We start from the raw sequence: 19,089 nt of genomic DNA on the forward strand, positions 1-19,089 counted from the left end.
CTCTAATTATTCCACAGTTTAGCGTGATATTCCTAATCGTAGTTAGCATAATGCTTGGAGTATATATCCTACATGAAGACGACTTCATTTCTGCACTTGCTATAGGTATTGCTTCTCTGTTTGTGGGGATTATATTACTCTACTATGTATTATCATTATTAAAAATTAAGATAGCTTATGTCCCATATATCCTGACAGCATTAGTTATTGTGGGAACAATATTCTCAAAAACAGATAGCTCTAAGATAATGATACAGAAGAGAGATATGATGCTGATTGCCGGCATAGCACTAATAATTCTATTACCAAAGATTTTTTTCTTTAAGTACCCCTCATATCCTGGCCCTCCCGGTGTTGATTCGATATTCCATGCACTAAAAATAAAATTAATTTTAGAGCAGAATACAGTTTTTGTTAGTATTGTTCACCCATATGAATTTCCTAACATTGTCTCGTATCCTGCCGGTTATCACTCTGTAGTATCTTTTCTAGTCTCTCTTTCTAAGTCACCAATTCCATATAACATGATGATACTAAGGATTATACTTTGGGCTATATTCCCACTTGCCTCGTATTATCTCTCGTTCAAAATCACAGAAAATAGAGATATTGCATTTTTGAGTATGATAATAACTCCATCCATTTGGCTTTATTACTACTATATAAACTACACCCTCCACCCAACTTTCTTTAACTATTATCTTCTGCCTATAGCTATTGGAACATATATAAAAGCAGTTGATGAATTATTAAAAGAGTGCAAAATAAATACTACACATGCTATTTCAATTCTTTTAATCGCAGGGCTCTTATTTGTACACCCATATCATTATATATTCTTCCAGATATACACAACAATTTATATCCTTGTACTTGTTTTAAATCCTAAATATAACGAAGAAACAAAAAAGATACTTTTTGTATACTACATACTTCAGGGAATATTATCATTCCTTTTATACTATGTGTTATCTTCTCCCGCCAGAATAAATATTATTAAGTATTCCACCAAATTCAGCACATATCCAGAAAAAGACAATGTAGAGTGGCTAAGATACATCATTCTTCAAACATTTATAAAAAATGCTAATGTTACAATAAGCCCTCTTCTGCTAGTATCTTTTATATATGGCTTAAAATCACGATCAGAAAAAGTATTAACGCTAATTTTGTCCTTTGTATCTATTTTCGTTTTAATGTTAAATAAGATCTTTTTTAAAATTTATATTCCGGTAATCTCAGCGATTTGGAACTCAGAACGATTATTTATCCTACTAACTCCTATCCTGCCTGTACTCTACAGTATAGGGTTATATCGTGTATTGGTCTACATCAACAAAATAGAAGTAAAAAAGATATCCAAAAAGACACTGCTTATATTTGTGATGCTCTTGATGATACTCCCACCCTATGTTTCAGCATCTATTGACAACATAGCTTTTGAAGAGGCATATATTTTAGATAATAATGTAATACAGTCGTTTGAGTGGATAAAAAACAACCTAAGCAACCACACAATATGTACATTATGTTGCGATGATTCTGGATACTGGATGCCAGTTTTTGGAATTAACTCAATCAAATGTCTATCTAAATACCATGTTAGGTATAGATGTAAATTGTTAACTAATTACTCTGCTTGCTCTTATTTATACTTAGATACAAGAGGTATGAACGTATTATACCCTTCTCCACTCGATCCTCTAGAATTATATAAAAAATATCAGCTTGTATACTTCAATAAAGGAATTTGGATATTCAATTTATCATCTCCCCATACTGAGAGTAGCCTAAATCTACTATCTACGTATTACACTCTATCCTCAAACACTATATCTCCCTCCGTGAATACAAGTCATTTAAAATATTTCATTTATGGATGGATTATCAAACACCCAATAATTATCAAATGGAAACTTCTAAAAAAGCTTGATGCAGTTTATTCCCTCTTTAACAAAGCAGAGATAATTTTTATTCCCAATTCAACCTACAATGGATTAGAGATATCCATGTTCTCTGAAAATAAATGTACATTTGATATCCGCGTCAATGATCACTTATATTCATTTCCCATAGTTAATAAGACTGACAATATAAGACTTTACAATGTGTCCATTTACAGTAATCAAATGAATAGCATAATATTTTATAGAAAAGGGAAATGTAGCGGAGTATGGGGAGTAAAGTCAATAAAAATGCTCCCATAACAATTGAACACCATGGAATGATTGTTTTGTTGTAAATATTGTTAAACAGTAAAAAATAATTAGCTAAAGAAGATAGTAGATTTGGCTTTAACCCTGTGCAGCTTTAAGAGCACTTGCAACTTGGCTTGTCAACTCACTTGCAGCACTGCTAACAGCACTACCTGTTGAGGTTCCAGTTCCTCTTAAGTACCTAAGAACAATAGCAATTATGATCAAAGCTGCGGCAATCATGAACAAATACTCAATTGCCCCCTGTGCCTTCCTCCTCATCAACACCACCTCCATCGGCTTCTTTCATCCCTTTTAGTGGAGAAAAAGTTATATATCTTTTTACTCAAATTTGAGATGATTATACTCAATAATGATTATGCAAGGTGTCTCAAATGGTGTTAAAAATTTTCCAAGCAGAGTCTGCGAATATTGAAGAATGCTTAAATCATATTAAAACAGCATCAAAAGAAGAATTTCTAAAAACTCCAGGTAAAATAGAAAAATCAAAAATTTCTTTAAATTTTGGAGCTTTTATGAACGTCACAATAGCTTTGGACATCGACGAAAGCCAGCCAGCCGAAAAAGGCCTGATAACTGCATATGCCAGTGCGAGAAACAAGAGAGATGCATTAAAAAAACTCCAAGATGCCCTTAACAAACAGATAAAAAGCCCTATGGAAATAGTAGATTTTGAAATTGGAACTTACACCACCCCTGTAACAAGAAGGACATATGCTGTGGGTATTATCGTGTACAATATTCCCCTCCACGAAGTCGAGCTTAGCAAATTAAGCATAAAAGAAAGGCGGAAGATACTTGCCAAAGCTTTGGAGCTATTCAACTACAACCCCAAAGTTCTAAACATCTCAGAAGTTGCAAGAACATTTGGAGTTTCAAGGGACTCAATTTATTATGATATAGAACAGATACTAAAAGAAAGAAGGCTAAGAAGTGGATAATGGAACTGGAGTCGCAGAAAGAACAAAAATCAGCAAAGCAATTACTGCAAGTATTTTTCTTTTAAATGAAACGGGAGACACTTCATCAAGAGCTCCGGGATTCCCTATTCTTCCCATCAGCAAAATTATTCCCCCCCATATCAGCCAGCCTACCCAAAGGTAGCTCAGTGCTATTAATGCGAAACCCAATCCAAAAGTTAAATATGCATGCATCTTTTCATTCAGAAATACCCTTGCAATATGCCCCCCATCAAGCTGTGCTGCGGGAACTAAATTCAAAAATGTTACCAAAATACCAACCCAGCCTGCTATCGCAACAGGGTGAAATAAAATAACATACCCCTCTGCAAGGTGAAGGAAGTACTTTTCAAGAATCATGAAAAACAAATTGGTTCCAAAAATTATGCCCCCCTCTTTGAGGTTCACCAGTGAAGCTGGAAGAACCAAAGAAAGCTTAAGTCCGATAAGAGAAACAGGTAACGCAACTAAGAATCCCGCAAGAGGTCCGCTAACTCCCAGATCAATAGCTGCATTTCTTGTTGGAATCGGAGATTTTACCCTGATCACAGCCCCCATTGTCCCAATAAACGATGGGAATGGTATGAAATATGGAAACGTGGACTTAACACCATGGAGTGTTGCCGCTATTTTATGCCCCATCTCGTGAGTTCCAAGGATCGCCATTATGCTTATTGAAAATGCCAAGGCATTTAGGTAAATGTTTCTAATTCCGGGAAGGTTGTACTGATCTAAAGCTTGAACATAGCCAAGAGACAACAAATAACCTGCCCCAAAAGTGCTTATGAGCGTGGCAACAAACAATAGAATCCCTATAAGGGGATTCTCACTCTTAACATGCTGTGCAGGGAATACATAAAGTACAATTTTTCCTCCTCTTCTCTTTAAAGCCGCCCAGTATCCCAAGCCCTCAAGTTCTTTTAACACTTTTTCGAAATTCTCCTCTTTAATTGATAGAACTTCAAAAGCAAGCAAATTAGCCTCCTGCCGAAGAACTGCTCCAACATCATAAAATTTTTTAATTTCTTGAATTAGTTTCTGAGAGATTGGTTCTTCTACAGCCTCAATCTCTTCAGTAAACCCCACAAGAACCATATCTCCTCCGCAGTTAGGACAAGACCTTTCAAGTAACGGTTCTGTAGATTCCCTCACTTCTCGATAACCGCAGTCAATACACTCATAAATTCCTTTCGGCATTTTTCCACCTTACCTTGTTATTTTAAAACTACTATTTAAATGCCTTCCTCTTCATGGATTATAACCTCTCCTTTATCAGCATTAACTTCAATGATCTGCCCGTTCTTAATCTTCTTTATGTCAATTTTATCTACCATCGGTATTTCTGCAATTATTGCTCCAGTTGCCACTATTGTCTCTGCATCTTCCACTACAATGGCTTTTGGAGCAACGTTGTTCTTTTTGAGCTGGTAGATAACGTAAGAGCCGACAGTTGAACCTTTTCCCCGGGGAAATACAAGGATTTTGCCTTTAACACTTTCTCCTTTTATATCGCTCTCTACATCAGTTACAATTCCAGTTTTTGGATCAATCCCTCCTAAAAATGAGAGAGGTTTTTGAGAAACCAGAGCAATTCCCTTAGCTTTTCCCTTTGTTATCCTTCTTCCTTTGAGCTTCATCCCTTCCACCTCACGGAGCTTCAAAAATCAGCTTATCCGTATTATCGAGTCTTACTTTCAGTCCAGCTGATGAAAAATAGAAGCTCGCCTTTCCGCTGTTCGTTGCAATCCCCTTGTACCAACTCTTGATTGGTGAAACAATTAGGCATGCATCTACAATTATCTTACCATTATAGCGCTCTATGACTTCTGTGTAGCCCAAAGAATCTGCTAAATATCTTACAACCCTGCTTGCCGTTATAAACAGGGGGACTTTCAAAGGTTTTCCCCTCATCCTTAAAAGCTCAGCGACCTCTTTTATTTCATGAATTGAAGCATGTGGACAGCCAATTAAAATCGCATCAATCTCATCCCAGCCAGCGTTGTACTTTTCTTTAACTTCCTTGAGCTCTTTGTCATCAACCTGTATTCTTTCAAGCTTATCTGTAATGGCAGTTTTATACTCCGGAGTTTCCCCCTCAACATGATATAACGCAATTGAGCCTGTTGCAGCCATTGAGGCACCAAGCTCTTTCAAATAATCCGTCTTTTCAGGTTTTAGCCCTTTAAAATATGGAACATCGTTTTTGAGAAGCTTTCCAAGGTGATATCCTAAAAAACTGTAGTCAACAAAGTCTTTAACTTTGGCTTGGACTTCAACAATAACCGTTGCTTTTCTGTTTTCTTCCAAGTGGAGTCCATAGTTTGGTGTTTTTCCCACAATTGCAGCCGCCAAACTTGAAGGTCCACCCTCTCTGTTCGTTCTTGCACCTATGATAGAGTTTGCGAAGCTTACGGCAGAACTTTCACTCCAAGCTAAGTGATCACCGAATTTTGGCAGATTTGCTCCGTAATATGGTGTGCATGTTGAAGTTATCTCAATCCCCATCGCCTTGTAAAGCTCCAAAATCTCTCTTTGTTTTTCCATGAACTCTTCATTGCCAATTCCTGCTGGATTTAAGGTTGTATAAACACTAACCCTAGCCCCTGCATCTACAAAATCTCTCAAAAAGTCTATGCCAGCATCTCCAATGTTTTTATAAGAAACTCCAGCTATTTGGGCGCTTTTGATTGGAATTAGCCTATCTGCCCCATAAATCTCTCCGAGGGCAACAAGAATCTCCATAGCTTTCTGCAGGGCATATCCATACTCTCCTGCTAAAATCAGCTCTTCCTCCTTTGTTAGATACATGCTATCACCATAAGAGATATCTCATAGAGGGTTTAAAGCTTTTGCAGTCTTTGAAACATGACATATAGAGTTGCAAAGCCTTATTTTGCTATCAAGATTAGCCAAATTAAACAAAAAAGTTTTGTAATCGGAGTTTTTGAATAGTAAAGTTTATAAACTTACCATATATTAGTATGTATCGGGTTGTGCAGCGGGGTGGGGCAGCTAGGAGTGCCCGCCGGGCTCATAACCCGGAGGTCGGAGGTTCAAATCCTCCCCCCGCTACCATAAAAATTTTCGAGTTTCTCTTGAAATTTTCGAAAATTTTTCAGGAGGTTTTGAGAAAATTATTTAGCTTTATTTGTTTTCTCCTGATTGTAAAACCAATATTGAAAGCAAAGTTTCTGACGCTTTCTACTCTGTAAATTCTCAGTTCATAGAAATTCTCTTTATAAAAATACTGTTCTCCTCTGATTATACTCGGTGCGCCTGCTTTCCTCATAATCCAAATTTGAGAGTGTATTTCAAGATTATCCAACAATTTCTGACAGAACTCTAAGACATCTCTATCATAGTTACTTACTGAAACGTAAGCTCTTCTTGGATTATGCTTATCCACAAAGACATAACCCTCACTATCGAAAAATCCTCTCAAAAACTCTCTTGGATAAAGCTTGGCAATATCAAATAAAACCTCCCTCGGTCTTATCAAGAACAGATATAATTCCTTGCTCGTCGCCTCAACGCTCCATCTTCCACTCCTCGTTGAATCGTTCTCATAATATAGCCTCGGATTTAGACCTAGAGATTTCAACGCTTTAGCGAATTCTTTGGCAAATTCTCTATCGATAACCTTGAGCCTTATCCTGTACCTGTATCTTTTGTCAGCATTTACACTAGCATCACCAAAATAGACCCCAATAACATAGGATAAATCTGGAGAAGGTTTTAAGTTCACCTCTTTAATTCTGTTGAACGGATTGTGTATCCCATTGCACCATCTTATAATTGTTGCCTTTGAAATTCTCACATTTTTGTTCTTTGCTATCGCCTTTGATATCTCAGAGTAGCTTAATCCATTGGTTCTTAGCTCGCTAGCGCATTCCATAATCTCATAAAGTTCCTCTTGATTCAGGTCTTTTAATTTTCGCATAATACTCTACTTGCATCCAGAATTTTTTAATTTTTTGTAATTTCTACACTATCGACGATGGTCAGAACTCAACAGGCAAAACTTTTTAAACACACTTTGGCAATTCCAATTGGCTATGTCATAAGGGGCGGCTGGCGGGAGCTGGCCGTCACCAAGGAGGTGTTGTATATGGCAAGGATACATGCGAGAAAGAGAGGTAAATCTGGATCAAAAAGACCCCCAAGGACTGCCCCACCAACTTGGGTGGAATACACAGCTGAGGAAGTTGAGAACCTCGTCATAAAGCTTAGGAAGGAAGGCTACAGCACGGCTATGATCGGGACTATTCTCAGAGACCAGTATGGAATTCCAAGCGTTAAGCTAATTACGGGCAAAAAGATAACCAAGATCCTTGAAGAGAACGGCTTAGCACCAGAGATTCCAGAGGATTTGATGTTTCTCATTAAGAGGGCAGTTAACTTGAGAAGGCATCTCGAGGAACATCCCAAGGACATACACTCAAGGAGAGGGCTTCAGCTCATTGAAAGCAAGATCAGAAGACTTGTGAAATACTACAGAAGGACAGGAAAGCTTCCACCAAAGTGGAGATACGATCCAGAGCAAGCAAAACTCTTAGTCCGCTGATTTCTCACTTTTTCCTTCTTAAGGTGATAGGATGGACAAGAGCGGCTTTTTGGAGAAGGTTAGGGAAGGTGCCGAACTAATAAAAATGCACATCGAGTTAGGGCACACTATACGCATCATTTCCCACAGAGATGCCGATGGAATAACTGCCGGTGCTATTCTTGCAAAGGCAATTGCACGGGAAGGGGGGAACTTTCATTTAAGCATTGTTAAACAGCTCAGCGAGGATTTAATCACGGAACTTGCAAATGAAAAGCAAAAAATTTACGTTTTCAGCGATTTAGGTAGTGGATCAATAAAGCTCATTGAGAAATACCTCAGTGATGCAAGTGTTGTTATAGCTGATCACCATCCACCAGAAGATGGAGAGATTAAGAACGACAACCACATCTTAGTTAACCCAACACAATTAGGAGCCGACAGCGTTAGAGATCTAAGCGGTTCTGGTGTTGCTTATTTTGTTGCAAAAGAGATTAACGAGAAAAACAAGGATTTAAGCTATTTGGCCTTAGTTGGTGCTGTTGGAGACATGCAGGAGGTAGATGGGCAGTTCCACGGTATGAACTTGGACATAATAGAGGATGCAAAAAAACTTGACTTGATTGAAATAAGGAAGGAGATTAGGCTTTATGGAAGGGAGACGAGAAAGCTCTACCAGATGCTCGCTTATGCCACTAATCCAGAGATTCCAGAAATTACTGGAGACGAAAGAAAAGCCATTGAATTTCTCAGAGCTAAGGGATTTGATCCAGATATGTACTACTGGCAGCTCAGAGAGGAAGAAAAGAAGAGATTCAATGACTTGATTGTGATTCATCTGATCAAACACGGAGCTGGGAAGGAAGTGATTGACAGAATAATCGGAGATGTAGTCCTAATAAAGGCCTACAAAGAGGGAGATCCAAGACACGAGGCAAGAGAATTCGCTACTCTGCTCAATGCAACTGGAAGACTAAATGCTGGCACTCTTGGAGTGGCAATATGCCTGGGAGATGAAGATGCATTTAAAGCCGCACTAAAGCTGGTCGATGAGTACAAGAAAGAGCAGATTGAGGCAAGAAAATATTTAATACAAAATTGGAACAGCGCGGTTATTGAAAAGGAAAATGTCTACGTCTTTTACGCGGGTAAAAACATCAAAGATACTCTCGTGGGCATAGCAGCAAACATCGCAATAAGTTCAAGACTTGCAAGCCCAGAAAAGCCGGTGATTATTTTGGCGGACAGTGAGGAAGATGAAAGCCTTATTAAAGGCTCAGCAAGAACTACCGAAAGAGCGTTAGCCAAAGGGTATCATCTTGGAGAGGCTTTGAGAAAAGTTGCAGAGATTATTGGAGGAGAAGGGGGAGGTCATGCGATAGCCGCTGGTATTAGATTTCCGAAGGACAAATTAGAGGAATTTGCAGAGCTTATAAACAAAGCGTTGGAGGAGCAGACAAATGGAAATTAAAGCCAATGCAGAGATAATCTGGCAGTACAACGATGAAAGAACCGCCGAGGCAATAGCAAGAGCCGTTGATGTTGATAATTTAAACCTTCCAAAAAATTTAAAGGTTAAAACTTATTGGGAAGATTGTAAAGTCATAACAAAAGTTAAATACTCCGGTGAGATTGAAAGCCTTATAGTGGCTTTGGATGATTTGGTGTTTTCAATCAAGATCGCCGAAGATAGTTTAAAACTGTGAAAGTTAGGAGGTGTTAAGATGGCCAGAGCTAATCCAAGAAAAAGAGCTGCCGCTGCAAGAGATAAGTGGAAGCTCAAGCAGTGGTATATTGTTTATGCTCCTGAGTTTTTTGGAAGCCAAGAGATTGGTTTGACCCCAGCAGACGATCCTGAGAAGGTTAAGGGAAGAGTGATAGAGACCACCCTCAAAGACTTAACTGGCGATTTCACAAAAGGCCATGTTAAGCTTTATTTCCAGATTTATGACGTCAAGGGACAGAACGCTTACACAAAGTTCAAAGGGCACAAGCTTGCAAGGAGCTACATTAGGAGCTTGGTTAGAAGAAGAACAACAAGAATTGACGGTATCTTTAATGTGACAACAAAAGACGGCTACAAGCTTAGAGTTATGGGAATGGTCATTGCAATAAGAAGAATTCAGACAAGCCAAGAAAGAGCAATTAGAGAAATCATGAGAAACATCATATACAAGAAGGCTGAAGAGTTACCATTCACACAGTTTGTCCTTGAAGCTGTCACAGGTAAGATGGCTTCTGAGATTGCCAAGGAAGCAAAGAAGATATATCCGCTTAAGAGGGCAGAAATCAGGAAGATTAAGGTTCTTGCTGAGCCGGAGATTTGATTTTTCTCCGCTTCCATTTCTCCCCTAAAGCGCTTCTGCTAAAGCTTTTAAGTTTATTCTCCAATTCCCATCCAGGTGATAGCGATGAAATTTTTAGTAAAAACTCAGAGAGGAATGGAAGCTGTTGCTGGCAATTACATCAAGGAAGCTTTGGGAGATTCTAAGGTCTGGATTTCCCCTCAAGGGTATTCTGGACTGATTTTAGTTGAAACCGATGATAAAAATGCAAAAGAGAAGATTTTAGAAATCCCGGAAGTTGAGAGGGTTATTGAGGTCTTACATGAGGTTCCCGCTAAAATTGAAGATATTTTAAATGTCGCCGAAGATCTTGCCAAGTTTATCAATGAGGGAGAGACATTTGCCATTAAGACCAAGAGGAGGGGAAAGCACAACTTCACAAGTGTTGATGTTAATGTTCAGCTTGGGGCTAAGATAAAAGAGCTTACAAATGCTGAAGTTGATTTGAGCTTTCCAGACAAAGCAATTTTAGTTGAGATAATAGGTGATAGGGCTTACATCTCAGTTGTTGGAAAAGAGGAATGGAAGAAGTACACTCCAGAGAAGACAGACGCAAGGAAGCTTTTCAAAAAAGTCAGCATAGTTCAGATGCCGTACTGGGGTGATTACAAAGCCTGCAGAAACTTCGGTGAGAAAATTGGCAGAGCTGCTCAGGCATTTGAAGTTAAAGAACTAATAATAGCACCGAAAGAAAAAATTGACGGCTATGAGCTCATGGAATTTTTGAGAGGAGTTAAGATTGGGCAGGAATCAAGGTATCAGATACAAAGGGAAGCCTACCCTTGGAAAATCGAGAAAGTTCCCGTATATGTTTGGGACTTATACCAAGTGATAAGAGACAAGAGAAGAAACAAGCGTTTGCTCATAATTACAGACCCCAAAGGACATACTCTGGCTGAGGTTAAAGATGAACTGGCGAAAGACATGTATTATGCAAAGGAAGTTGTTGTGTTCATCGGTTCACGAGAAGGCATTCCGAGGGGACTTTTCAGATTTGCGGATTACGTTGTTGACTTAGCCCCCTACATGACATTTGCAACTGAACATGGAATCCCCGGTGCATTAATAGCACTGTGGACAATTTATGAAGAAGAGCTTAGGAGAAGGAAATAATCAGCCCCTAAGGTCGTCATCATCCTTCAGCAATCCGCCTTTTCATCACATTTTAAAATTTACACAAGGGCTAAAAAGATTATCCCTCCAATGATCCCACCAGCAATTGTAGCGATGAAATTCGTGCCGTTATTATCAACAATGCCCCTGTTTTCTAAGGTTGCTCCTACAATGCTATCAATGTTGCACCCAATGAACCCCCCAAGCAGTGTTGCCAAGAGCATCTGCCATTTGTACTGAGTTATCTCTGCTGCAATGAAAGCAATTGCCAATGCACCAATGAATGCAAAGAGTTCACCTTGAAACGAAACGGCTCCATTAGATCCAGGTTTTGCAGGCTTTAAATTTGTGATGATCCTTGGCTTTTTCCCCAAGATTTTTCCGAGCTCACTCGCCAGAGTGTCTGCATTTGCTGTGGCTATTGAGGCAAATGTAGCCGCCCACAGAAAATCCTGCTGAAAGACATGTTCAAACATCACAAATATCCCTGCTGCCAATCCGTTTCCCAGGACATTCCTCCAACTTCTTATGCCTTTCTTTCCCTCAGCAATCCCGATTTTCAGCTTATCTGAATATCTATATCTTGTAGAGAGAACACCCATAACGACGAAGACAACCAGTGCCAGAAAAGGATACATTCCCCCAAAATACAGGATGAGCATTCCAAGAAAAACAGCTGAAACACTGCCCATTTTATCCAGTGCTTTAAAGAGATAAGCCGCAAATCCAAATACAATGAGCATGACGAACTGAATCACTGAAACCCCTGTCATTTGTGCCACCATTTCAGATGTTATTTTAAAGTCAAAGAAGGATAAATAAGAAGCTTTATTACATTTTCTCTCGCTTATTGACGAAAGAGGAATAGTAAAAGAGCTAAAGTATCTCAAACTTAACGATCTCGGTGATAAATGTTATGTCCATTTTGTCAATCCCGTCTATTTTCTTAGATATCTCATGTATTTTCTTCTCAATATCCTTCATATCCTTAGGAGCAACCAGATGGATCACAAGGTTGTGAGAACCAATAGCCCTTTCAATGATCTTAATGTCCTGATCATCCTTCAGCCTCTCAATTATCTCATCAACAGGGGCTGCGGGTTTGAGGGTAATGCCCAGTATAACATAAACGTACCCCAACCTGTCAAAATCTGGTATTATAGTATACTTCTTGATGACTCCCATCTTTTCAAGTTTATCCAATCTTCTGGAGATTCTCTGTCGTGTTGTTTTTAATTGTTCCGCCAATTCTTTGTATGTAAGTCTTGAATTTTTCGCCAAGAGGTTGATAAGCTGTATGTCGACCTTATCTATTTTAGCCCTCATCAGCAAACACCTCAATGTTATACTATACACAATTTATTAAAAATGTTTCGAATCTTATCCAATATACTAAATGTCCTCCAGAACATTGTGAAACAAGTTGTTACGTCAAACCCTCGTTACTTTGGAGTGTATAGGGCAATATAGTTACTAAAAGTTACATGAAAGTATTAGTGGTAATGATGGGATTAGGAGAGTAGTTCGGAATACACAATTCAAAGTAGTTAAGAATTGTTATTGCCATCCAATTTATCGCGATTCCGATATTTTGATATGGATGCAAGAAGAGCATTTTCGACATCTATACCATAGTAATTCGCTATGCACAATAAAGCGAACAGCACGTCTCCAATTTCCTCTTTCAGGTTCTCCATTTTTCCATTTCCCTTTACGTTCTCAAACTTGAGCATTTCGTCAGAAAGTTCCCCCACTTCTTCAACAAGTGCTGCAAGCATCTCAAATGGTGCCCAGTACCCACCAAGCTCCCGAATTAACTTATCAACCTCTCTTTGCAGCTTGTTCATGATAAATCACCAAGAAAATATTGAAAATCAGCTAAACTCTGCCTCTAAGAGCTTAATGTACTTCTTGACTTCTTCTAAATTTGTTCTGTAGAACTTTAATTTTCCTTCCCTTCTCTCATAAACAAGGTTCATATCCTTAAGGGAGCGGAGGTGGTGGCTTATAAGAGTTTGATCCTCCTCAAGAGCCTGGGAGATCAAACAAACACACATCCATCTGTTTTTAACCATTTTGAGAATTTTATATCGAATTGGGTTTGAAATGAGCTTCAGGAATCTTAGAAGCTCCTCATTGGTTTCAATGCCAACATCCTCATCAAGATCTATTATTTCACAGCTTTGAAGACATCTTTTCACTGTTCTTTTCTGCTTTTCATTCAACTTTTCGATGAGATCTCGAATCTTCACATTGCATCACCACATACAGATTATTCCCACAACCCCTTTATAAAATTTCATGTGAAATTCTTTTTGCTTAATTTGTTTAGTTACCAAAATTATTAAAAACTTTTTGTTAATATACTAAAATTAGAGTGGTGGTAAAACATGGGGAGGTGATAATTTGGACCCATTAAGCGGATTTTTGGGATCACTTATCTGGTGGCTGTTTTTCCTGTATCTGCTACTCTGGCCCCAGATGCAGTACAGACAACTCCAGCTTATGAGAGCGAGGCTTCTTCAAAAACTATCCAGAAAGAGGAACTCAACTGTAATAACAATGATCCACAGACAAGAGAGCATTGGTCTTTTTGGAATACCCTTCTACAAGTTTATCAGCATTGAGGACAGTGAGGAAATTTTAAGGGCTATAAGAATGGCTCCGAAAGATAAACCAATTGACCTAATTATTCACACTCCTGGAGGGTTGGTTTTAGCTGCAACACAGATAGCAAAAGCACTGAAGGATCACCCAGCAGAAACAAGAGTCATTATCCCCCACTATGCAATGAGCGGTGGAACTCTAATAGCCCTTGCAGCAGACAAGATAATAATGGATCCTCATGCGGTTCTTGGACCTGTTGATCCACAACTCGGACAGTATCCAGCTCCAAGCATAGTTAGGGCAGTTGAAAAGAAAGGTCCAGAAAAGGTCGATGATCAAACCCTAATTTTGGCCGATGTCGCTGAAAAGGCTATCAACCAAGTTAGGAACTTTGTTTACGAATTGCTTAAAGACAAATATGGTGAAGAAAAAGCCAAAGAGCTTGCCCAAATCCTCACAGAAGGCAGATGGACTCATGATTATCCAATAACTGTTGAAGAGGCACAAAAACTTGGTCTTCATGTAAGCACTGACGTCCCGGAGGAAGTTTATGAGTTAATGCAGCTTTATCCGCAACCAATGAAGCAGAGAGGAACAGTTGAATTTATGCCATATCCAGTTAGACAGGAAAAGAAGTGACTAATCGACAATTTCTATTTTTACTTCCTTTCCGTCACTTGTGTATGCTTTTACGCTCCATTTTTCAAAAGGATATGCGATTATTATATGAATCCCACCAAATTTAGAAAAGAAATGCAGATCCGCTTTTGAAGGTCTCCCATAGGGAGTTGGATGAGAATGTACCGTTCCTTTTATGTTTTCATCATGAGGCAAAAGCCATGGATCAAAGAATATCGAGCGCTTTCCGAAGTGTCCTTTGGGTATGATTAACACTTCCTCAAATATGCCATTTATTTCCCTCAAAAAGCCTCCAAATTCGTTTGGATAGAAGTCTCTTGCAAGTTGGAGGAGATACTCAAAGAGCTCTCTTCTAATCTTTACTCTCATGTTTCTCCCTCAGCATGTCAAGAGGAGTGTACAAGGTAATCCCCTCTTTTCCTTTAACCAAATCGCATGCCTTGTCAACTTCTTTTATAATTCCCTTCCAGAGCTCCTCGTTCTGCATTTTAAAGCTCTCAAAAATAGCTTTTAGTTCTTCTTTTTTCTTGGTTACCTCCGGATCCTCTCTAAGCTTCAGTTCATCTTGATCTTTAAGCTCTTTTCGTAGAATATAAGTCCCAAGAAATGCCGCAGGGAACCTTGATACAGGGAACGACAGAAACAAAGCTGACCTTAAGGGGACTGCTTTATATGCCTGCATGCTGTTTATTCCTTCCACGACAACACCGTATTTTTTGGGAATTGACTTTATTCTGGTTAAGAGAACTTTTCTACCCAGCAACCCTTTTCTAAGCTCCAGTTGGATGTAACCATCTTTTACAAGCTTGGCTAATGTTGCTCCAACTATGGAGTAGGCAACGTCATAAGCGTTGTACCTTTTCTGCCATTCAAAATATTTAACCCCTTTTCTTATCGAGTTTGTCTCTCTTGCAAAATCTTCAAGAAACAGCAAGACCAGCACACTTGGACTCAGCTCCATTTTAACCACAAAATAGAGATAATTAAAGAGGATTATAAGAATTTCTGCTTCACTCAAATATGGCAATTGCTTCAATTTCTACCTTTACACCCTTTGGAAGATTTGACACCTCAACGACAGCTCTTGCAGGCTTTGAATGTCCAAAATATTCCTCATAAACTTTATTGAACTCTTCAAAATCTCTCATATCTCTTAGATACACTGTGACTTTAACTACGTCATCAACCGTAGCCCCTGCTGCTTCGAGTATTGCAATGAGATTCTCAATTGCCTGTCTTGCTTGTTCTCTTATGTCTCCTCTTACAATCTGACCACTTTCTGGATCAATAGGGATTTGTCCAGAAATCGCCAAGAATTTACCGGGATTTTCAACAAGGATAGCCTGACTGTACGGACCTATTGGTTTAGGCGCATTTTCGGTAAAAATCATGACTTTCTTCATCTGTCTCACCTCAGATTAATAATGGCATTTTACTACCAAAAATTTTGTGGTGGATAAAATATGGAGTCAGCGAAGCGAAGAGTCCTCATTGCCTCTGCTCGGGTGTCCTCGGCATCATCATCCGCAGCTTCAACTTTTTTTCTCCAAATATTTTTCAAGAGGTTTTGCTGGAACATCAAGGCTAAGCCCAATTTTTTCAAGCATTTTTCTCAAGGCATAGATCCTGGCATGCTTTTCAAATTCTGAAGGTGCATATCTGTGGGCAGGGAAGTGGAGGTATTTGTCAACGACAGTTTTTATCTCCACATCACTTTTTGCCTTTTTGACTCCAGCAAACCATTCATCAATGCCTTTTAAATCTATTTTTGCATAGATTGGTAGCTTTGATGTAATAGTTTCATTTATACTTGCCAAAAGCCTTGCGACATCAGCAAGCTCGGTTTTTTCGTCTATAATAAGCCTCTTTACAACTATCCAACTCCCATGTTTAGCTGTAAAGTTTATATGATCCTCTTTATATGGCAGCATTATTTTAAGTTCCATTATTGGATCTTCGGGGTAATATACGCTCAACATTCTTGAAAGAGTTTCCCTGGCAAGTAATGCCTTTGCAACGTCTACTAACTGTTTCTTGAGCTTTTTATCACTTTCAAACACCATTTTTCCAATCTTTCTTGAAGTTTTTGGGGATTTCAGAACCTTAACAGCCTCCCACAGCTCCCCCTTTGCAAAATCCTCGGCCAGTGACATAACTGCAGCCACATCAATTACATCAATTAGATACTCTGAAATCTTCATATTTACAGTGTTGGAGATGCTTGCCAGAAAGTGTGCAATGTTTTCATCTCTCATTACCAGAAGCTTGTCTCCAACCTTCCAATTTTTATGTTTGGCTGTAAACATTACGTGCTCCTCAATCTTCATTTCCCCCACCTTCACTTTTTTGTAGTACCCTATATTTTAGCTTTTCCTAACCTCATAAAAAAAGTTTATAAGATTGGCCCAGTTTAACCATTCATGAAAGCGAGAATTAGGGGTATTAAGAATGGGCGAGGAGGAAAAGAAAGAAGCTAAGATTGAGCCGTCTCAGGAATATGGGGAGAGACTTGATCTTGGAATTGAGTTTCAAACTACTGAGGAGATTAAAGTTCCAGATAAGCTTATCGATCAGGTTATTGGTCAAGAGCATGCTGTTGAGGTTATAAAAACCGCAGCAAGACAGAAGAGGCACGTTCTTTTAATAGGTGAGCCGGGAACCGGAAAGTCAATGCTTGGACAGGCAATGGCTGAGCTTTTGCCGACAGAAGAACTGGAGGATATTCTTGTATTCCCAAATCCTGAAGATGAAAACATGCCTCGCATTAAGACAGTCCCAGCGTGTCAAGGAAAAAGGATAGTGGAGAGATACAGGGAAAAAGCTAAGAGCCAAGAGAGCATTAAGTCCTATCTCCTGCTCTTTGTATTGTTTGTGGTTATGATAGCAGTTTTGATGGATCCCAGCCCTCAAACACTCTTGATGGGTCTCTTTGTGGTAATAATTTCAATAATGGCGATTTCCAACTTAAGACTTAAGAATCAAGTTCTTGTGCCAAAGCTCCTTGTTGATAACTGCGGAAAGAGAAAGGCACCATTTGTAGATGCCACTGGTGCACATGCTGGTGCATTGCTTGGGGATGTTAGGCATGATCCCTTCCAGAGCGGTGGGTTGGGAACACCTGCTCATGAGAGGGTAGAGCCGGGAATGATACACCGCGCTCATAAAGGAGTTCTGTTTATAGATGAGATTGCGACTCTCAGCATAAAGATGCAGCAGAGCCTTTTGACTGCAATGCAGGAGAAGAAATTCCCAATAACTGGTCAGAGTGAGCTTTCAAGCGGTGCAATGGTTAGGACAGAGCCGGTACCATGTGATTTTGTACTGGTTGCCGCAGGAAATCTTGACACAGTCGAAAAAATGCATCCTGCATTGAGATCGAGAATTAGAGGTTACGGTTATGAGATATATATGAGGACTACAATGCCCGACACCTTAGAAAACAGGAAAAAATTAGTCCAGTTTGTAGCCCAAGAAGTGAAGAAAGATGGAAAAATCCCCCACTTTACCAAAGATGCGGTTGAAGAGATAGTCAGAGAAGCCCAGAAGAGAGCTGGAAGAAAAGGACATTTAACATTAAGGCTGAGGGATCTTGGTGGTGTTGTTAGAGCTGCTGGAGATATTGCAGTTAGAGAAGGAGCGAAATACGTAACAAGGGAACATGTGCTTAGGGCTCTCCAGCTTGCAAAGCCTCTTGAAAAACAGCTTGCAGACTGGTACATTGAGAGGAAGAAGGAGTATCAGGTTATCAAAGTAGAAGGCGGCGAGATTGGTAGAGTGAACGGCTTAGCTGTCATCGGGGAACAGAGCGGTATTGTGCTTCCAATTGAAGCTGTTGTTGCCCCCGCAGCAAGCAGGGAGGAGGGTAAGATAATAGTTACCGGCAAGCTTGGCGAAATTGCAAAGGAAGCTGTTCAAAATGTCTCTGCCATCATAAAACGCTACAAAGGTGAAGACATAAGCAACTACGATATCCACGTTCAGTTCCTGCAAACTTATGAGGGGGTTGAAGGTGACTCTGCAAGCATAAGCGTTGCAACAGCGGTTATATCAGCCTTAGAGGAAGTTCCAGTCAAGCAGAGTGTAGCAATGACGGGGTCTTTAAGTGTTAGGGGTGAGGTATTACCCGTTGGTGGTGTAACTCCGAAGATCGAGGCAGCAATTGAAGCTGGGATAAAGAAAGTAATAATTCCAAAGGCGAATGAGAAGGATGTCTTCCTGAGTCCAGATAAGGCTGAAAAGATAGAGATAATCCCAGTTGAGACAATAGATCAAGTCCTTGAAATAGCACTTGAAGAATCAGAGAAGAAAGAGAAGCTCATAAAGAGGATTAAAGAAGCTCTTCCACTTTATCCATCCACACAATCATAAACAGTTTTGGCAATCTCTTCCCCCTTCTTTGTATCTGTAAGTTCTTTGATTATCACTTTCCCTCCGGGGTATATGCTTGTCTCAAATCCGTTCATGACAGCTATCAGAAGCATGTTTGGAATCAGCTTCTTTATCTCTATTCCCTTCTTCTTGAGACACTCTGAGACTTTATCCAAATCAAGTTTTATCTCTTTGTCCCAAGAATAAAGCTGAACCACTACTCCCTTCATGGTCACACAGGGCTTTGCTATTATCATCGCTTACCACCAACAGATGCTCTAAATTAAAAGTTAAAAACC

At 39.4% G+C, this 19,089-nt stretch carries 23 protein-coding genes and 1 tRNA gene; 10 read left to right on the top strand and 14 right to left on the bottom strand.

The annotated features are described in order from the left end of the window. Nucleotides 1-23: 23 nt before the first annotated feature. Nucleotides 24-2,207 (top strand): DUF6541 family protein, encoded by a 2,184-nt coding sequence (locus VFC49_RS02560; RefSeq protein ID WP_324736054.1) that lies wholly within the window; start codon nucleotides 24-26, stop codon nucleotides 2,205-2,207. Nucleotides 2,208-2,294: 87 nt separating this feature from the next. Here the strand turns inward: VFC49_RS02560 and VFC49_RS02565 are convergent, their stop codons facing one another. Continuing rightward, nucleotides 2,295-2,477 carry a class III signal peptide-containing protein gene (locus VFC49_RS02565; RefSeq protein WP_056933766.1) on the bottom strand — a complete coding sequence of 61 codons (183 nt, stop codon included), beginning with the start codon at nucleotides 2,475-2,477 and terminating at the stop codon, nucleotides 2,295-2,297. Nucleotides 2,478-2,590: 113 nt separating this feature from the next. On the opposite strand from VFC49_RS02565, the gene VFC49_RS02570 reads away from it, so the two are divergent. Further along, complete coding sequence (locus tag VFC49_RS02570; RefSeq protein WP_324736055.1) at nucleotides 2,591-3,157, top strand: hypothetical protein; 567 nt, start codon at nucleotides 2,591-2,593, stop codon at nucleotides 3,155-3,157. Here VFC49_RS02570 and VFC49_RS02575 read toward each other — a convergent pair. From VFC49_RS02575 to VFC49_RS02585, 3 genes are read right to left on the bottom strand one after another with little or no spacing between them, the layout of a single operon-like run. Beyond that, on the bottom strand, nucleotides 3,143-4,372 hold the full coding sequence (locus VFC49_RS02575; RefSeq protein ID WP_324736056.1) for a site-2 protease family protein: 1,230 nt from the start codon (nucleotides 4,370-4,372) through the stop codon (nucleotides 3,143-3,145). The genes VFC49_RS02570 and VFC49_RS02575 overlap by 15 nt on opposite strands. Before the next feature lie 35 nt (nucleotides 4,373-4,407). Continuing rightward, complete coding sequence (locus tag VFC49_RS02580; protein ID WP_324736057.1) at nucleotides 4,408-4,812, bottom strand: DUF126 domain-containing protein; 405 nt, start codon at nucleotides 4,810-4,812, stop codon at nucleotides 4,408-4,410. A gap of 10 nt (nucleotides 4,813-4,822) precedes the next feature. Continuing rightward, nucleotides 4,823-5,983 (bottom strand): aconitase X catalytic domain-containing protein, encoded by a 1,161-nt coding sequence (locus tag VFC49_RS02585; protein ID WP_324736058.1) that lies wholly within the window; start codon nucleotides 5,981-5,983, stop codon nucleotides 4,823-4,825. Nucleotides 5,984-6,172: 189 nt separating this feature from the next. On the opposite strand from VFC49_RS02585, the gene VFC49_RS02590 reads away from it, so the two are divergent. Then, a tRNA-Met gene (locus VFC49_RS02590) sits at nucleotides 6,173-6,250 on the top strand. A 40-nt stretch (nucleotides 6,251-6,290) separates the two neighbouring features. Here the strand turns inward: VFC49_RS02590 and VFC49_RS02595 are convergent. After that, nucleotides 6,291-7,115 (bottom strand): LAGLIDADG family homing endonuclease, encoded by an 825-nt coding sequence (locus tag VFC49_RS02595; RefSeq protein ID WP_324736059.1) that lies wholly within the window; start codon nucleotides 7,113-7,115, stop codon nucleotides 6,291-6,293. Between the two features lie 168 nt (nucleotides 7,116-7,283). Here VFC49_RS02595 and VFC49_RS02600 point away from each other — a divergent pair, with 168 nt between their 5' ends. The 5 genes from VFC49_RS02600 (at nucleotide 7,284) to VFC49_RS02620 (ending at nucleotide 11,176) form a co-directional block, all read left to right on the top strand. Continuing rightward, the gene (locus VFC49_RS02600; RefSeq protein ID WP_013467170.1) at nucleotides 7,284-7,739 is read left to right on the top strand and encodes a 30S ribosomal protein S15; all 456 of its coding nucleotides are present in this window, start codon (nucleotides 7,284-7,286) and stop codon (nucleotides 7,737-7,739) included. 31 nt (nucleotides 7,740-7,770) lie between these two features. After that, the gene (locus VFC49_RS02605) at nucleotides 7,771-9,189 is read left to right on the top strand and encodes a DHH family phosphoesterase (RefSeq protein ID WP_324736060.1); all 1,419 of its coding nucleotides are present in this window, start codon (nucleotides 7,771-7,773) and stop codon (nucleotides 9,187-9,189) included. After that, nucleotides 9,179-9,424, top strand: a complete 246-nt coding sequence (locus VFC49_RS02610; protein WP_324736061.1) for a KEOPS complex subunit Pcc1 — start codon at nucleotides 9,179-9,181, stop codon at nucleotides 9,422-9,424. The genes VFC49_RS02605 and VFC49_RS02610 overlap by 11 nt, the downstream gene beginning before the upstream one ends. Nucleotides 9,425-9,442: 18 nt before the next feature. Continuing rightward, the gene (locus VFC49_RS02615) at nucleotides 9,443-10,045 is read left to right on the top strand and encodes a 30S ribosomal protein S3ae (protein ID WP_013467173.1); all 603 of its coding nucleotides are present in this window, start codon (nucleotides 9,443-9,445) and stop codon (nucleotides 10,043-10,045) included. 84 nt (nucleotides 10,046-10,129) lie between these two features. After that, a complete protein-coding gene (locus tag VFC49_RS02620) occupies nucleotides 10,130-11,176 on the top strand; it encodes an SPOUT family RNA methylase (protein WP_324736595.1) in 1,047 nt (348 codons plus the stop codon). Nucleotides 11,177-11,235: 59 nt separating this feature from the next. Here the strand turns inward: VFC49_RS02620 and VFC49_RS02625 are convergent, their stop codons facing one another. The 4 genes from VFC49_RS02625 to VFC49_RS02640 all read right to left on the bottom strand — a co-directional run bounded on the left by VFC49_RS02625 (nucleotide 11,236) and on the right by VFC49_RS02640 (nucleotide 13,428). Next, nucleotides 11,236-11,949, bottom strand: a complete 714-nt coding sequence (locus tag VFC49_RS02625) for a DUF92 domain-containing protein (RefSeq protein WP_324736062.1) — start codon at nucleotides 11,947-11,949, stop codon at nucleotides 11,236-11,238. 103 nt (nucleotides 11,950-12,052) lie between these two features. Further along, entirely contained in the window at nucleotides 12,053-12,502 is a 450-nt protein-coding gene (locus VFC49_RS02630) for an Lrp/AsnC family transcriptional regulator (RefSeq protein ID WP_013467176.1), read from the bottom strand. 221 nt (nucleotides 12,503-12,723) lie between these two features. Next, nucleotides 12,724-13,023: a MazG nucleotide pyrophosphohydrolase domain-containing protein gene (locus VFC49_RS02635; RefSeq protein WP_324736063.1), complete on the bottom strand. Its 300-nt coding sequence runs from the start codon at nucleotides 13,021-13,023 to the stop codon at nucleotides 12,724-12,726. A 27-nt stretch (nucleotides 13,024-13,050) separates the two neighbouring features. After that, nucleotides 13,051-13,428, bottom strand: coding sequence for a metalloregulator ArsR/SmtB family transcription factor (locus VFC49_RS02640; RefSeq protein WP_324736064.1), 378 nt, complete (start codon nucleotides 13,426-13,428; stop codon nucleotides 13,051-13,053). 154 nt (nucleotides 13,429-13,582) lie between these two features. Between VFC49_RS02640 and VFC49_RS02645 the strand changes: the two genes are divergently transcribed. Then, complete coding sequence (locus tag VFC49_RS02645; protein ID WP_013467179.1) at nucleotides 13,583-14,422, top strand: SDH family Clp fold serine proteinase; 840 nt, start codon at nucleotides 13,583-13,585, stop codon at nucleotides 14,420-14,422. Here VFC49_RS02645 and VFC49_RS02650 read toward each other — a convergent pair whose 3' ends face one another. The 4 genes from VFC49_RS02650 to VFC49_RS02665 form a co-directional block, all read right to left on the bottom strand. Then, nucleotides 14,423-14,791 (bottom strand): Mov34/MPN/PAD-1 family protein, encoded by a 369-nt coding sequence (locus tag VFC49_RS02650; RefSeq protein ID WP_324736065.1) that lies wholly within the window; start codon nucleotides 14,789-14,791, stop codon nucleotides 14,423-14,425. Beyond that, complete coding sequence (locus VFC49_RS02655; RefSeq protein WP_324736596.1) at nucleotides 14,775-15,383, bottom strand: hypothetical protein; 609 nt, start codon at nucleotides 15,381-15,383, stop codon at nucleotides 14,775-14,777. Before VFC49_RS02655 ends, VFC49_RS02650 begins: the two co-directional genes overlap by 17 nt. A gap of 49 nt (nucleotides 15,384-15,432) precedes the next feature. Continuing rightward, entirely contained in the window at nucleotides 15,433-15,825 is a 393-nt protein-coding gene (locus tag VFC49_RS02660; protein WP_324736066.1) for a Rid family detoxifying hydrolase, read from the bottom strand. A gap of 129 nt (nucleotides 15,826-15,954) precedes the next feature. Then, nucleotides 15,955-16,749 carry a DUF2666 family protein gene (locus VFC49_RS02665; protein WP_324736067.1) on the bottom strand — a complete coding sequence of 265 codons (795 nt, stop codon included), beginning with the start codon at nucleotides 16,747-16,749 and terminating at the stop codon, nucleotides 15,955-15,957. A gap of 121 nt (nucleotides 16,750-16,870) precedes the next feature. On the opposite strand from VFC49_RS02665, the gene lonB reads away from it, so the two are divergent. Next, nucleotides 16,871-18,790: an ATP-dependent protease LonB gene (gene lonB / locus VFC49_RS02670; RefSeq protein WP_324736068.1), complete on the top strand. Its 1,920-nt coding sequence runs from the start codon at nucleotides 16,871-16,873 to the stop codon at nucleotides 18,788-18,790. Here the strand turns inward: lonB and VFC49_RS02675 are convergent. After that, complete coding sequence (locus VFC49_RS02675) at nucleotides 18,769-19,047, bottom strand: hypothetical protein (RefSeq protein WP_013467185.1); 279 nt, start codon at nucleotides 19,045-19,047, stop codon at nucleotides 18,769-18,771. The genes lonB and VFC49_RS02675 overlap by 22 nt on opposite strands. Between the last annotated feature and the right edge of the window lie 42 nt (nucleotides 19,048-19,089).

The organism is Thermococcus sp. SY098 (assembly GCF_035621495.1).
GTDB lineage: Archaea > Methanobacteriota_B > Thermococci > Thermococcales > Thermococcaceae > Thermococcus_B.